Source organism: Chitinophaga filiformis (assembly GCF_900102545.1).
Classification (GTDB): domain Bacteria; phylum Bacteroidota; class Bacteroidia; order Chitinophagales; family Chitinophagaceae; genus Chitinophaga; species Chitinophaga filiformis.
This window is the reverse complement of record NZ_FNBN01000002.1, coordinates 21,245-34,995: the sequence shown is the minus strand read 5'-3', so window position 1 is coordinate 34,995 and position 13,751 is coordinate 21,245. Positions and strand designations below refer to the sequence as shown.

Below are 13,751 nucleotides of genomic sequence, written 5' to 3'. Positions count from 1 at the left end.
TATAGGAAACATTAGATTGTTTCCGCATTCATATTCCCTGCAAAGGTGCGTAGATATTCTGTGGGCGTAACGCCGGTTATTTTCTTAAAATACTGGTTGAAGGAAGATTTGGCTTTGAACCCGCAATCAAAGGCGAGTGTCAGTACATTCACGGGCAGCGCTTTACTACACATAAATTGTATCTGCTGAATAGCACGTTCAATGCGCAGTTCATTGATGAACTGGTAGAATGTTTTACAAGCGTAGCAGTTCAGTGTTTCCGAAAGATGATATTTACTGATGCCGATAGCTGCTGCGAGTTTATCCAGCGTCAGATCTGCGTCGGTGAACATCCGGGTCAGACGGCAAAAGATACTGGGCCTTCGACTCACCTAACGGTGTAGGTGGCAATCCCATGGATTTTGAATCGGGACTGAAAGATCCTGCGGAGGTAAATATCTTCCGGGAGCAGCACTGGGTATTCCTAATTCACCGGCACTGCTAACCCTCAGCCAGCTGCAGCGGACGGATTTCCCGGAGAAAGGAGGATTTTTTACACATCTCAGCAAGAACCATGATGGGATGATGATCGATCCGATGAAGCAGAAATATACCATCTGAGAAACGGGGGGATTTAACATAATGTTTGCCATATACGGATTATCTGTTATTTCTTACGAACCATTTATCAATGCAGTAATAAATTAAGCAGATACAATATGCTTTGTGAGGCCGCTATCCCAGTGCATTCGGTGAGATAACCCATATATAACCCATATATAAGCCATATATGACCCATATATAACCCATATTTAAGAGATATGGGTTATATATGGGTTATATATGGCTTGATGATGTTTTAGATATGAGTAATGGAAGCGAATCGTTCCTTACTGGAAGGGTATGAAGACGGCTTTTGGCAGTTGGAGCGCTTCGTTTATCTTTACGGGACAATGGGTCAGATACCAGACTCGTGTGCAGTAATCCAGAAAACCAGCAAGAGCTATGAAAATAAGAGCCATCATTACGGGAGGGACAGGTATGGTAGGAGAGGGCGTTCTGCATGAATGCCTGTTAAGTGAGGAAGTAGAATCGGTGCTGGTCGTCAACCGGAGACCTTGTGGCGTAACACATCCCAAGCTAAAGGAGATCATCCACCCCGATTTCTTTGATTTTAGCCCTATACGGGACCAGTTGAGCGGTTATAATGCCTGTTACTTCTGCCTGGGTGTTTCGTCCGTAGGAATGGCCAAAGAGACCTATTACAGGATGACCTATACCCTGACCATGCATGTGGCGGAAACATTGAGTCTGCTGAACAGGGACATGACTTTCTGTTATGTATCCGGCGCTGGTACCGACAGTACGGAGAAAGGCCGGTCAAACTGGGCAAGGGTAAAGGGAAAAACTGAAAACGACCTGATGAAATTGCCTTTCAGGGCAGTATTTGCCTTCCGGCCTGGTTTTATCAGGCGTATTAAAGGCTTGAAGTTTACGCATCCCTTTTACAAATACATTGGCTGGATGTTCCCTATAGGGCGTGCCTTGTTTCCAGGCGGATTTGCAAAGCTGGAGGAGATAGGCCGGGCGATGATCAATGTAACATTGAATGGCTACACTAAGAAGATAATTGAAGGAAAAGACATTATTGCGCTGGCAAAGCCGGCATAGTATCTTCTTTTTTAACCGGGAAGGATCAACGTATGCTTCCTTCCCGCAACTTTTTCGTTTCGTTAACTTCGCATTAACTCTTTTCTCAAAAAGATAGCCGTACTTCGCATCGTTCAAATAACCATTTGTTTTTTGTATAATCATTCATTGTTTTAATTATGAAAAACTGCTATCTGCAATACCTATCGTTGTAGCCATCAATTTCCGATTTACATAGATGATTGTTAGTCCCGGATCTGTGCAGTGCTGGCTGTTGTAGCCTCCATTGATTGTTGATTGTCTTTGCAGCCATGCTGCTTCCGCTATTGCTGCTGCTATGTTGATTGTCATTAGTGCGCGTCACTTATCCGCGTTGAGTTTATTATTATTTACAACCATACCATGAAAACTGTCAGTATTCTTTTATTGATTCCTTTATGTATCGTTGGGGCTTTACGGGCGCAGAACCGGCCCTCCAATACAAGCAGGCCTATGGCTGTTCCGGCAGCGACGCCGGCCTCTTATACCACGGCCATGATCAATTCCGTCCGCACATGGACTCCATCAATGCCAGTGTCTGAAAGCGCCGTGGTCATGTCTGCCGCCAGAACGGTGACGGAAGTGAAACAGGAAACCCTGTATTTCGATGGACTGGGCCGCTTGCTTCAGACCGTCGAAAAGGGTGTTAGTCCTGCAGGCAGAGACCTGGTTACACCGGTAGATTATGATGCTTTCGGAAGGGAGCAGTATAAGTACCTGCCTTATGTACCGAAGACAGGGAACGTGAATGACGGTCTTTTTAAGACGACGCCGTTTGCCAGTCAGCAGGGTTTTTACAGGGACAGTACCCTGATGCCCGGAACAGGCAGCGACAGCATCTACTACACGCAAACCGCCTATGAAGCCTCTCCGCTAAACCGTGTATTACAGACCTGGGCGCCAGGAAACAGCTGGGCAAAAGAAGGGGGCAATCACCCAGTAAAACAGCAATACCAGGTAAACAGTATAGCCGATTCCGTGAGACACTGGGACATACCAGCTACCTCACTCATACCCATTAGCAGCCGTGCCTATGGCAACGGAGAGCTACTGAAGGAAGTCGTCATCAATGAATCTGGCACACAAACCATTACCTACAAGGACAAAGAAGAACATGTAGTACTGAAGAAGGCCCAGCTGGCAACAACACCCGGCACCGCCCATACAGGCTGGCTTTGCACGTATTACGTCTACGATGGGATGGGAGATCTGCGGTTTATTATCCCATCCAAAGCAATAGAGGCTATCCGCAATAATTGGGCGATATCCGTCGAAATAGCCAGGGAGTTATGTTTCTGCTACCGTTACGACAAACGTCACCGGCTCATCGTACAAAAGGTACCGGGCGCTGACAGCACCGAAATGGTATATGATGAAAGAGGCCGGCTGATCGGCAAACGGGATGGCATTCTGAAAACATTAGGCATGTGGCATGGCACCTGGTACGACCAGCTGGACCGGGAACAACAAACCGCTTTATTCTATGATACAAGGAGCAGGGACGCTATGCAGACCGCCGTCAATCAGGCAGGGTTTAATCCGCCGAATGCCTTCCCATTCATCGACGCATCCGCCTTACGGGTATTGACAAACACCTACTACGACAACTACAACTTCCCCGGCAGGCAAAGCTATGTCACTACCGACCTCACAAAGGTACAGGCAGGAGCCAATCCGTACGCAGAACCACTACCAACAACTGCCAGCACCATGACCAGAGGACTGGTAACCGGTAAACGTTCCCGTATTGAGGCCATGGAGCAGTTCAATACAACCACCATCTATTACAACGAGAAGGGGCGGCTCATCCAAACCATTGCTGAGAATATGGCCGGAGGGAGGGATGTTACGAATACCCTCTATGATTTCAGTGGTAAGGTATTAAGCACCTATCTGAAACACACCAATCCGCGCAGCACGTTAACGCCGCAGACAACGATACTCACACAGTTCGACTATGACGCTGCCGGCAGAATTGACAGCATCAAAAAACGCATCAACGACAATCCCGCCCTGCAACGCACCATAGCAGTCAATAGCTATGACGAACTCGGACGACTGAAAACAAAACGGTTGGATGTAAGCGGACCAGCCACTCACTTAGAACAGCTGCAATATGAATACAACATCCGGGGCTGGCTAAAATCTATCAACAAACCGTTCGTCAGCACTCCCAATGCCGCCACCAACTGGTTCGGACAGGAATACTGCTACGACTATGGATTCGACAGCATCGACTACACCGGAAACATCGCCGGCATCAAATGGAAGAGCATATCAGACGGCATCCCTCGTGCTTACGGCTACGACTACGACAAAGCAGACCGCCTGACCCGCGCTGACTTCACAGAACAACAAAGCGGCAGTACCGCCTGGACAAATACAAAGGCGGACTTCTCCGTAAGCGGACTAACCTACGACGCAGGCGGCAACATCTTTTCCATGAAGCAGACAGGGCTGAACGGGCCTATCATTCAAACAATTGACAGTTTAAAATATGGGTACTTCCCCAACAGTCACCGGCTTAGCTATGTAACCGACAAAAAGAATAATCCTTCCACCACATTAGGCGACTTCACAGAAACTGACAACCGGGAAGTACAGGACTACTGGTACGACCCAAACGGCAACATCGCGAAAGACAAGAACAAAGCCATAGACACTATCTACTACAACCACCAGCAATTGCCTGCCATTCTTTATGCAAAGAACAAAGAGGCCTCCATTTACTACCTCTATGCAGGAGGCACTGGTGAGCGGCTGGCAAAGATGGTATCTGATGTAAGCGTGCAGCCGCAATTTTTCCGTACCACCCATTACATCAACGATTTCCAATACGAGCAGGATAGCCTGCAATTTATCTCTCATGAAGAGGGAAGGATCCGGCCCATATACAGAACAGGCCAACCAGTAACTTACACCTTCGACTACTTCATAAAAGATCAACTGGGCAACGTCCGCATGGTACTAAGCAGCCAGAAAGACACCGCTATCTATGCCGCCACAATGGAATCAGGCATGGCAGGCGTAGAGAACGCCTTATTCAGCAACATCGACAATACCCGTACGCCCAAACCTGCCAACTATCCGACAGACAACACCACCAATCCCAACGCCTATGTGGCAAGGCTCAACGCCATAAACGGGCAAAAGATCGGGCCATCACTGGTATTGAGGGTAATGGCAGGCGACAGCATACAAATAGGCGTAAGGGCCTTATACAAAAACGCAGGAGCCGCCACCTCCAGCACTACCGCCGCAGCCATGGTAGCCGCCATTTTAGATGCCTTTAGCGAGGCGGGCGTCATAGACGGTATCCATCAGGCAACAGGCAATACCTCACCCGTATACACCCTGAACAGCAATACCTATAACCAGTTAAAGAGCAAGGACGCCTCTCAGAACCAGCAAGACAAGCCCAAAGCTTATCTCAGCTATGTGATGTTTGACGATCAGTTTAACCTCGTTGACGAGAACTCCGGCACTCGTCAGGTAAGCGGCGCCATAGACGCCTTACAGACGCTGGCAGTACAAAAGATGCGGATAAAGAAGTCAGGCTTCCTCTACATTTACACCAGCAATGAAAGCGGGCAGGATGTATTCTTCGATAACCTGGTAGTGACCCATAACGGAGGCGCACTGCTTGAAGAAACGCACTATTACCCGTTCGGCCTAACAATGGCAGGCATCAGCAGAAACGCCTTAAAAGGAGGCCTGTACCCTGAAAACAACAAAAAATACAACGGAATCGACTTCAGCAAACATCTGAACCTCCACCAATACGACGCCTTCCACCGTACCCTGGACCCCCAGATTGGCAGATGGAAGCAGATCGATCCAAAGATTGACCACATGGAATCCTGGTCGCCCTACGCCTCCAACTACGACAATCCAATCCGCTACAGCGACCCCTCCGGCGATTGGCCCGGCCCTGGCGACGGCTTCTTCACGCGGCTCCTCAATTTCGCCGCGAACGCCAAAGACAACTTCCGACGCAACACCACCAACCAAAAGAACTTCATCCGTGAAAAAGTACAGCAGGGAATCAATAATTTCAAGGACCGTATCGCGACCGGCACAACAACGCCTCAACTCCTTTTTGGAGACTTCCGCCAGAATCCCCTCGGCGCCGCCACCGGCATCGGAGGCCTGGAAGTAAAACTCAGCACCGTTGCCGCCAAAGAGTTCGCCCTCAGCTCAAAAGCCGCAGATGCAGGTGCCAAGACCGCGGAAGGGTTTGAAGTGACCGCTCAAATGAACGCCAAACTGGATGGTGCGGGGCGTGCCGCGAAGTGGGGGGATACTTGGCCTAGAGCTAGTTTGAAAGATGCGATAGAGAAATTTGCTCCTGGGGCGGAGGGGGTCTTAGCAGAGAATGGACAGAAGACTTACTACCTTAATAGTGAGACAAAGATTCAGATTGTATATGATAATCTTGGTGATTATTTCAGAATACAGAATACAAATCTAAAGGGGAAAAGGGTTTATTTAGATTTCAATGAAAAAGTGCCCAATAATAAACTAGTCAATGGAAAACAATACGGAAGAAGTCAACCAGAATACGAACAAATTACTCACTTTAAAAATACCGATCAATAATGAGCTCAAAAGTAATGACTGTGCCTAGGGATAGAGATGCCGAAAGTGCATTAGATTATGATGAGGCAACTCCAGACCAACTAATCGAAGTGTCGTTTACCGACGATGAATTTAAAGAGTTATGGCGTATAGGCTTCTTCGACGCTCTAAACGACATGACATTTGCTATGATTGACGATTTTGAAAGCGCCCAAATTGTAGAAAAAGAAAACTTAGAAAAGGTGTTAAATAGTGATGTATTTAACATGCCTGTTTCCAACGACATCCTTGATCGACTGAAAGTCCTTTTCCAAGAAGCCCTCGAACGTGGCACTGGCGTCTATTTCTTTTTCTAAAGAATCTTGACACAAGAAATCCCTCGGGACGCAATGAGTAGCAGGCGGTCAGAGGTGGAGACTACGGGCCTTAGCCCATTTGAGAGCCGATACGATTGATAGGGGTTTAATAGCATTCCTAAGCCCCTACGCTTGATAAAGCTCAATCGTACGTTCGAAAAGGGGGTACAGCCCGTGGTCCCACCTCAGACCGCGAGCTACGTAATGATTCGCACAAAAAAAGACCTGCGCTGAACAAAACTAAAACTCAACCACCGAAAAAGGAGTAAAACAATATTCATTCGCGCAGTTCTCAGACGTGAGATATATAATCATCTCAAAACATAAACAGACAATACTTTGAAAAATGCAACCTCACCATAACCCCGACGCTGCAACGCAACACCTCCCATACATGCGTTATATCTAAAAAGAAACAACGCAAGTTATACTATTCAGCTCACCCCCTCAAATTTACCTTTGAAATTTATACTTATCTGTTTGAATATTGCAATCGCCATTCCCCTTCTTCGAACTAAATTTGCTTTCAAACGTTAACGATTCAGGAAGCAAAGGTCAAATTTGGTATTGGATAACCCAGTCAGGAAAGTTCCGGTGAAACAGTGCACCGCAACTCCGGGTTTTCTCATCTATCAATAGTCCCCTGCCGCAAGTCAACCTATTTAGATCTATTATTTACAGAAAAGCAATTCTTTATGGTTAAGCTTAAGATCAACCAGAAAGAGTACTCAGTAGACGCCAGTCCTGACATGCCACTGTTGTGGGCAATCAGGGATGTAGTCGGATTAACTGGTACCAAGTTCGGTTGCGGTATGGCGCAGTGTGGCGCATGTACCGTTCATTTGGATGGAGAAGCGGTACGTTCATGTGTTACATTGGTGTCGCGGGCCGTTGGAAAGGAGATAGTAACTATTGAAGGATTATCTGCAGATCCGGATAACTACCTGCAGAAAGCATGGATAGAGCTGGACGTACCACAATGCGGTTACTGCCAGTCAGGCCAGATTATGTCTGCAGCCGTGTTATTAAGGGAAAACCCTAATCCAACTGACGAAGACATTGATAGCGCAATGTCCGGGAATATCTGCCGCTGCGGCACCTATCCCCGTATCAGAAAGGCCATTCACCTGGCCGCAAAAATGCAGCGGGAAGGAGGTAAAGACAAATGAGCACAACATTGAACGCAAGCAGGCGTAATTTCCTGAAGACCGGCGCTTTACTGGGCAGCGGACTGCTGATCTCATTCACAGTACCCGGCGCCAAAAAGCTCGGAGGAGCAGGAGCAGCGGTATTGGGCCCACAAAGCGGTGCAGCATTCGCACCAAACGCATACCTGAATATAACAGCCGATAATGAAGTACTGGTGTACCTGGCGCATGCTGAAATGGGACAAGGTATCTGGACGACATTATCGATGATGATAGCAGAAGAACTGGATGTAGATGTAAACAAGATGGTGGTACAGCATGGAGATGCGTGGAAACCATACAATCACACGATGTTCGGGATACAGATCACCGGAGGTTCCAGCACTACCTGGTCTGAATTTGACAGGTACCGCAAGGCCGGTGCTACTGCGAGAGCGCTGCTGGTTCAGGCAGCCGCGCAGAAATTCGGCGTGAACCCTGCCGACTGTAAAACAGAAAACGGTGTGGTGACGGCAGGCGATAAAAGCGCGACTTACGGAGAACTGGCCACTGCAGCGGCAGCATTGCCAGCACCGGGAGATGTGCCGCTGAAAGATCCGAAGAGTTGGAAGTATATCGGCAAGGGCGTGAAACGCCTGGATACGCCGGCAAAAATAAACGGTACTGCAAAATTCGGAATGGATATGCAGTTTCCAGGTATGCTGACAGCAGTAGTGCTGCACGCCCCTGTTTTTGGCGCTAAGGTGAAAACCGTGGACTCCGCAAAGGCGAAAGCAGTAGCAGGTGTACGTCAGGTAGTACAGATCCCAAGCGGGGTAGCGGTACTGGCAGACAACTACTGGGCAGCGAAAAAAGGCCGGGCAGCACTGAAAGTGGACTGGGACCTGGGATCAGGTGTGAAGGTGGATTCAGGCACTATGCTGGCTGAATATAAACAACTGGCCCAGAAACCTGGTGCTACAGCTAATAAAGCAGGTGACGTAGACAGCGCGATGTCGAAAGCAGTAAAAACAGTGGAAGCGGAATACACTTTCCCTTACCTCGCACACTCGCCGATGGAGCCACTGAATGTAACCATTCAGCTGAAAGATGGTAAGTGTGAGATCTGGACAGGTACACAGATGCCTGGCCTGGATCAGGGAGCAGCAGCGCAGGTATTGGGACTGAAGCCTGAACAGATCAGGGTGAATACCGTATTCCTGGGTGGAGGCTTTGGTAGAAGGGCTACGCCTTCCTCCGACTTCGTAAAAGAAGCGGCTGAAATTGTTAAAGCCAGTGGTAAGCCATTGGTGAAAATGGTATGGTCTCGTGAAGATGACGTAAAAGGCGGTTATTACCGTCCGGCGTTCCTGCACAAGATAACTGCCGGGCTGAATGCACAGGGCCTGCCAATTGCCTGGAAACACACGATTGTGGGCCAGTCCATTATGGAAGGGACACTCTTCGCAGGAATGATCAAGGATGGCATAGACGGTTCCTCTGTAGAGGGGGTGTCTGATTCCCCTTATATGGAAGCTATCCCCGACCGCCTGGTAACATTGCATTCTCCCAAGAATGAAGTGCCGGTATTATGGTGGCGTTCCGTAGGTCATACCCACACCGCTATGGCAATGGAAGCTATGATCGATGAACTGGCGCATACAGCAGGTAAAGATCCTTTGGCATACCGTCAGGAATTGCTGAAACACAGTCCGAGACACCTGGCAGCACTGAACCTGGCAGCAGAAAAAGCTGGTTGGGGTAAGCCACTGCCTGCCGGACGATTCAGAGGTATCGCTGTACATGAATCCTTCCTTAGCTATGTAGCGCATGTAGCGGAGATCTCCCTGAATGAAGACGGTACAATTAAGGTACATCGTGTAGTAAGTGCTATTGATTGTGGTCTGGCGGTAAACCCTGATGGCGTGAAAGCCCAGATCGAAAGCGGTATCAATTTCGGGGTATCCGCAGCCCTGCTTGGAGAGATCACCCTGGAAAAGGGGCATGTAAAACAAGGCAACTTTAATGATTACGTGGTAGCCAGGATGTTTGACACCCCGGCGGATATCGAAGTGCATATTGTAGACAGCACAGGTAAAATGGGTGGCGTGGGTGAACCAGGCGTACCACCAGTGGCACCGGCTATTGCGAATGCGTACTTCGCCGCTACAGGAAAGCGCCTGAGACAGATGCCTTTCAATAAGGCCAACCTGCCGGCATAAGGAGAGATATCCTGATTTTTTACACGTAATGAGATGTTATGGCACAATCAACTAAAAACCAGTTTTTTAATACAAAGAAAGCCGTATATCTGCTGCTGGCAGCAACGGCAATTTCTTCGGTTGTAGTATCTTTCCGTACAGATGCTTTTAATGGAGTACCTTCGGAAGATAAAACAACCCTTGCAAAGGCAGAGGTAGCAGAGCCGGATAGTGTGATCTCGAAAAAGGCCTTTTTACAGGCTTATAAAGTGCTGATGCATCCCAGGTGTATGAACTGTCATCCGAAAGGCGACAGACCACTACAGGGCGACGATAGCCACATACACACCATGAACGTACAGCGTGGTACAGACGGTAAGGGGCTTTACGCAATGAAATGTTCCAACTGTCACCAGCCACAGAATACACCGGGATTACACATGCCTCCGGGTAATCCGAACTGGCATCTGCCACCGGCTGATATGAAGATGGTGTTCCAGGGTAAAACGCCAAGACAACTGGCAATGACTATGCTGAATCAGAATGAGAATGGTCACAAAGACCATGAAGCACTGATCGAGCACGTAAGCAAGGATTCACTGGTGGGTAGCGGATGGAATCCCGCAGAAGGATTGGCCCACTTACCTATGAGCCGCGCTGAATTTGTGAAAAACTTTAAAACATGGCTGGATAAGGGCGCTTACTTGCCGGATAAATAAGATGAAAGAAATCGAGGACATTTTACGGGCATATGCACAATCCCGCGAGAACGGGAAAAAGGTGGCGCTCGCTACTGTTGTGCATGTGGAAGGATCATCCTATCGCCGGCCGGGAGCCAGGATGCTGGTAACGGAAGATGGTGAGATGACCGGCGCTATCAGCGGCGGATGCCTGGAAGGAGATGCTTTGAGAAGAGCGCTTCTGGCCATCATCCAGCAGCAGAATAAACTGGTCACCTATGATACGACAGATGAGGATGATGCAAAAATAGGTGTACAGCTCGGCTGTAATGGGATCGTTCACATCCTGTTTGAACCGATAGACCCTGCCTCCCCGCATAATGCCATCAGGCTATTGGAGCAGGTGCTGGAGAAACGGGAAGATGCCGTATTAGTAACTCTTTTCAGGTTAAACCAGGCTGCTCAGCAGCCTGGCACCTGTCTTCGTTATTCAGGGAATAACTTTGCAGGCAGCCTGGAAGATGGGGAACTGAAAACGGAGATCGTCAGGGATGTGCTGGAAGTGTTCAGTACCAGGCAGGGGATGGTCAAACAGTATGGCGACGAGAAACCTGCATTGCATGGTTTTGTCGAATTACTGAAACCTCCCGTTTCCCTGATCATCGCAGGGGCAGGAAATGACGCAATGCCTCTGGTGGAAATAGCCCGTATCCAGGGCTGGCATACGACGGTGGTGGATGGAAGGGCGCTGTATGCAACGCCTGCCCGATTTCCCGGCGCACGCAGGGTGATCGTGAGCAAAGCGGCGGAAGTGCTGCAGAAAGTGGCTATTGATGAAAGGACTGTTTTTGTCCTGATGACCCATAATTATAATTATGACCTGGCACTGCTGGAATTACTCCTGCAAAAAGAAGTAACTTACATCGGTACGCTGGGGCCTAAAAAGAAGCTGGAGCGCATGCTGGACGAACTGGCGGCGAAAGGCATCACAATAGGGGAAGAGACAAGATCCAGGATCCATGGACCAGTGGGCCTGGATATAGGTGCAGAAACGGCAGAAGAAATTGCATTGTCTGTGACGGCTGAAATAAAAAGCGTACTTTCAGAAAGGACTGGCATTCCTTTAAGAGAGAAAAACGGCCCGATACATACTTTGTAAATCGTATGGATATGGAAAATTACGGTGTAATCATTTTGGGGGCGGGTAATTCCTCCCGCCTGGGACAGCCGAAGCAACTGCTGATGTATAAGGGCAGAACCCTGATCTGTCAGATGGCGGAAGAAGCAATTGAGGCGGTAGGGAGTCCTGTGGTATTGGTAACGGGCGCTAATGCACCCCAGATACTGGAAAAGCTTTGCGGATTTGCGATTGAAATAGTGGAGAATGATCACTGGATTGAGGGCATGGGTTCCTCCATCAGTACCGGGATGAAAACGTTGGTAAAACACGAAGGCCTGGCAGGGGTGATCATCATGGTGTGCGATCAGCCTTTTGTCAACGCAGCCTTGTTAAGGCAGCTGATGGATCAGCAGTTAATTGCCGGCAAAGGGATCATTGCCTGTACGTACGATAATACCGCGGGTACGCCCGTGCTCTTTACAAATACATATTTCGATGCGCTGACGGCCTTAGAGGGGCAGGAAGGCGCTAAAAGGATACTACAGCAATCGACAGACGACCTGGCCCTGGTGCCTTTTCCGCTTGGAGCTCTAGATATCGATACAGCTGAGGACTATCAGCGATTACTAACAGGGCAAGTTTTAGCAGATGATAATTGATTCTTTTAACCGTGTGCATGATTACCTGAGGATATCCCTGACAGATAATTGCAACATGCGGTGTTTTTACTGCATGCCGGAAGAAGATTATGATTTTACACCGGCCTCCCGCTTGATGCAGGCCGATGAAATAGCCACTTTAGCAGGCATCTTTGCAGCCAACGGAGTACGTAAGATCAGACTTACCGGCGGTGAGCCGCTGGTAAGAAAAGATGTGGCAAAGATCATCCTTTCCCTTTCCCGCCTGCCTGTGGAACTTACCATGACTACCAATGGCGTTCGCCTGCATGAATTTGCAGATGTGCTGGAAGAAGCAGGCGTACGATCCCTGAATATCAGCCTGGACACCCTGCAGGCCGAAAGGTTTATGCTCATTACAAGGCGCGATCACTTTCACCAGGTAAAAAGCAATATCGATCTGCTGATCAGTAAAGGCATTCATGTAAAGGTCAACGTGGTGGTGATGAAGGGCCTGAATGATACAGAGATCAACAATTTTGTGGCCTGGACGAAACATACGCCGGTGCATGTACGCTTTATAGAGTTTATGCCTTTCAGTGGTAACAGGTGGACCAGCAACAAGGTAATGTCTTTACAGGAGATCTTGCAAGGTATCAGTACGGAGTATGACTATCTGCCCTTAAAAGGTGGTGCACATGATACTGCGAAGGGATTCATTGTACCAGGTCATGCTGGTACATTCTCTGTGATCAGTACCATGACTGCACCTTTCTGCGATACCTGCAACAGAATGCGTCTCACCGCTGATGGCAAAATGAAGAATTGTCTCTTCTCGAATGGTGAAACAGATCTGCTGACTGCCCTGAGAAATGGTGAAGATGTATTGCCATTGATCCAGCAGAGCATCCTCAGTAAGGCGAAAGCGCTGGGAGGTCAATTCTCCGGTAAACTGGAAGAAGTGGAGGCAGCAGCTATTAAAAACAGGAGTATGATCACTATCGGAGGATAGTTTCATCGAATGATATAAATTGCAAGCGAAAACTGCATGTTTTGATGATACGATGCGATGATCATTCGCTGCATTGAGCTCCGTTAGGAGCGACGTGTTTGTAGCGCGGGGTGATAACCCTGGGATGGTGATAACCCCGGGGAAATGATGCGGATCGTGAATGAAACGAATACGTCCGTTAGAAAGGCCAAATCAGATATTGGAATATAATGTGATCATCCGCTGCAATTAGCTCCGTTAGGAGCGACGTGTTTGTAACGCGGGATGATAACCCCGGGATGGGTGATAACCCCGGGGAAATGATGCGGGTCGTGAATGAAACGCATACGTCCGTTAGAAAGGCCAAATCAGATATTAGAATATAATGTGATCATCCGCTGCAATTAGCTCCG

Annotated in this window: 11 protein-coding genes; 9 read left to right on the top strand and 2 right to left on the bottom strand. The window is 48.5% G+C overall.

Annotated elements, in window-relative coordinates; translation table 11 throughout:
* Positions 1-11 precede the first annotated feature (11 nt).
* On the bottom strand, positions 12-332 hold the full coding sequence (locus BLR32_RS07035; protein ID WP_089830046.1) for a helix-turn-helix domain-containing protein: 321 nt from the start codon (positions 330-332) through the stop codon (positions 12-14).
* Positions 333-984: 652 nt separating this feature from the next.
* Here BLR32_RS07035 and BLR32_RS07030 point away from each other — a divergent pair.
* On the top strand, positions 985-1,650 hold the full coding sequence (locus tag BLR32_RS07030) for an NAD-dependent epimerase/dehydratase family protein (RefSeq protein WP_089830044.1): 666 nt from the start codon (positions 985-987) through the stop codon (positions 1,648-1,650).
* Positions 1,651-1,806: 156 nt separating this feature from the next.
* On the opposite strand, the gene BLR32_RS33965 is transcribed toward BLR32_RS07030, so the two are convergent.
* Positions 1,807-1,980 (bottom strand): hypothetical protein, encoded by a 174-nt coding sequence (locus BLR32_RS33965; protein WP_176842194.1) that lies wholly within the window; start codon positions 1,978-1,980, stop codon positions 1,807-1,809.
* A 51-nt stretch (positions 1,981-2,031) separates the two neighbouring features.
* On the opposite strand from BLR32_RS33965, the gene BLR32_RS07025 reads away from it, so the two are divergent.
* The 8 genes from BLR32_RS07025 to moaA all read left to right on the top strand — a co-directional run bounded on the left by BLR32_RS07025 (position 2,032) and on the right by moaA (position 13,359).
* Positions 2,032-6,267 (top strand): DUF6443 domain-containing protein, encoded by a 4,236-nt coding sequence (locus BLR32_RS07025; protein WP_089830042.1) that lies wholly within the window; start codon positions 2,032-2,034, stop codon positions 6,265-6,267.
* Positions 6,267-6,602 carry a hypothetical protein gene (locus tag BLR32_RS07020; RefSeq protein ID WP_089830040.1) on the top strand — a complete coding sequence of 112 codons (336 nt, stop codon included), beginning with the start codon at positions 6,267-6,269 and terminating at the stop codon, positions 6,600-6,602. The genes BLR32_RS07025 and BLR32_RS07020 overlap by 1 nt, the downstream gene beginning before the upstream one ends.
* Before the next feature lie 695 nt (positions 6,603-7,297).
* Positions 7,298-7,771, top strand: a complete 474-nt coding sequence (locus tag BLR32_RS07015; protein WP_089830038.1) for a (2Fe-2S)-binding protein — start codon at positions 7,298-7,300, stop codon at positions 7,769-7,771.
* On the top strand, positions 7,768-9,951 hold the full coding sequence (locus tag BLR32_RS07010; protein WP_089830036.1) for a xanthine dehydrogenase family protein molybdopterin-binding subunit: 2,184 nt from the start codon (positions 7,768-7,770) through the stop codon (positions 9,949-9,951). Before BLR32_RS07015 ends, BLR32_RS07010 begins: the two co-directional genes overlap by 4 nt.
* Positions 9,952-9,989: 38 nt before the next feature.
* A complete protein-coding gene (locus BLR32_RS07005) occupies positions 9,990-10,649 on the top strand; it encodes a hypothetical protein (protein ID WP_089830034.1) in 660 nt (219 codons plus the stop codon).
* 1 nt (position 10,650) lies between these two features.
* The gene (locus BLR32_RS07000; protein ID WP_089830033.1) at positions 10,651-11,769 is read left to right on the top strand and encodes an XdhC family protein; all 1,119 of its coding nucleotides are present in this window, start codon (positions 10,651-10,653) and stop codon (positions 11,767-11,769) included.
* Between the two features lie 11 nt (positions 11,770-11,780).
* The gene (locus tag BLR32_RS06995) at positions 11,781-12,389 is read left to right on the top strand and encodes a nucleotidyltransferase family protein (RefSeq protein WP_089832081.1); all 609 of its coding nucleotides are present in this window, start codon (positions 11,781-11,783) and stop codon (positions 12,387-12,389) included.
* Complete coding sequence (gene moaA, locus BLR32_RS06990) at positions 12,379-13,359, top strand: GTP 3',8-cyclase MoaA (protein ID WP_089830031.1); 981 nt, start codon at positions 12,379-12,381, stop codon at positions 13,357-13,359. Before BLR32_RS06995 ends, moaA begins: the two co-directional genes overlap by 11 nt.
* The last annotated feature ends 392 nt before the right edge of the window (positions 13,360-13,751 follow it).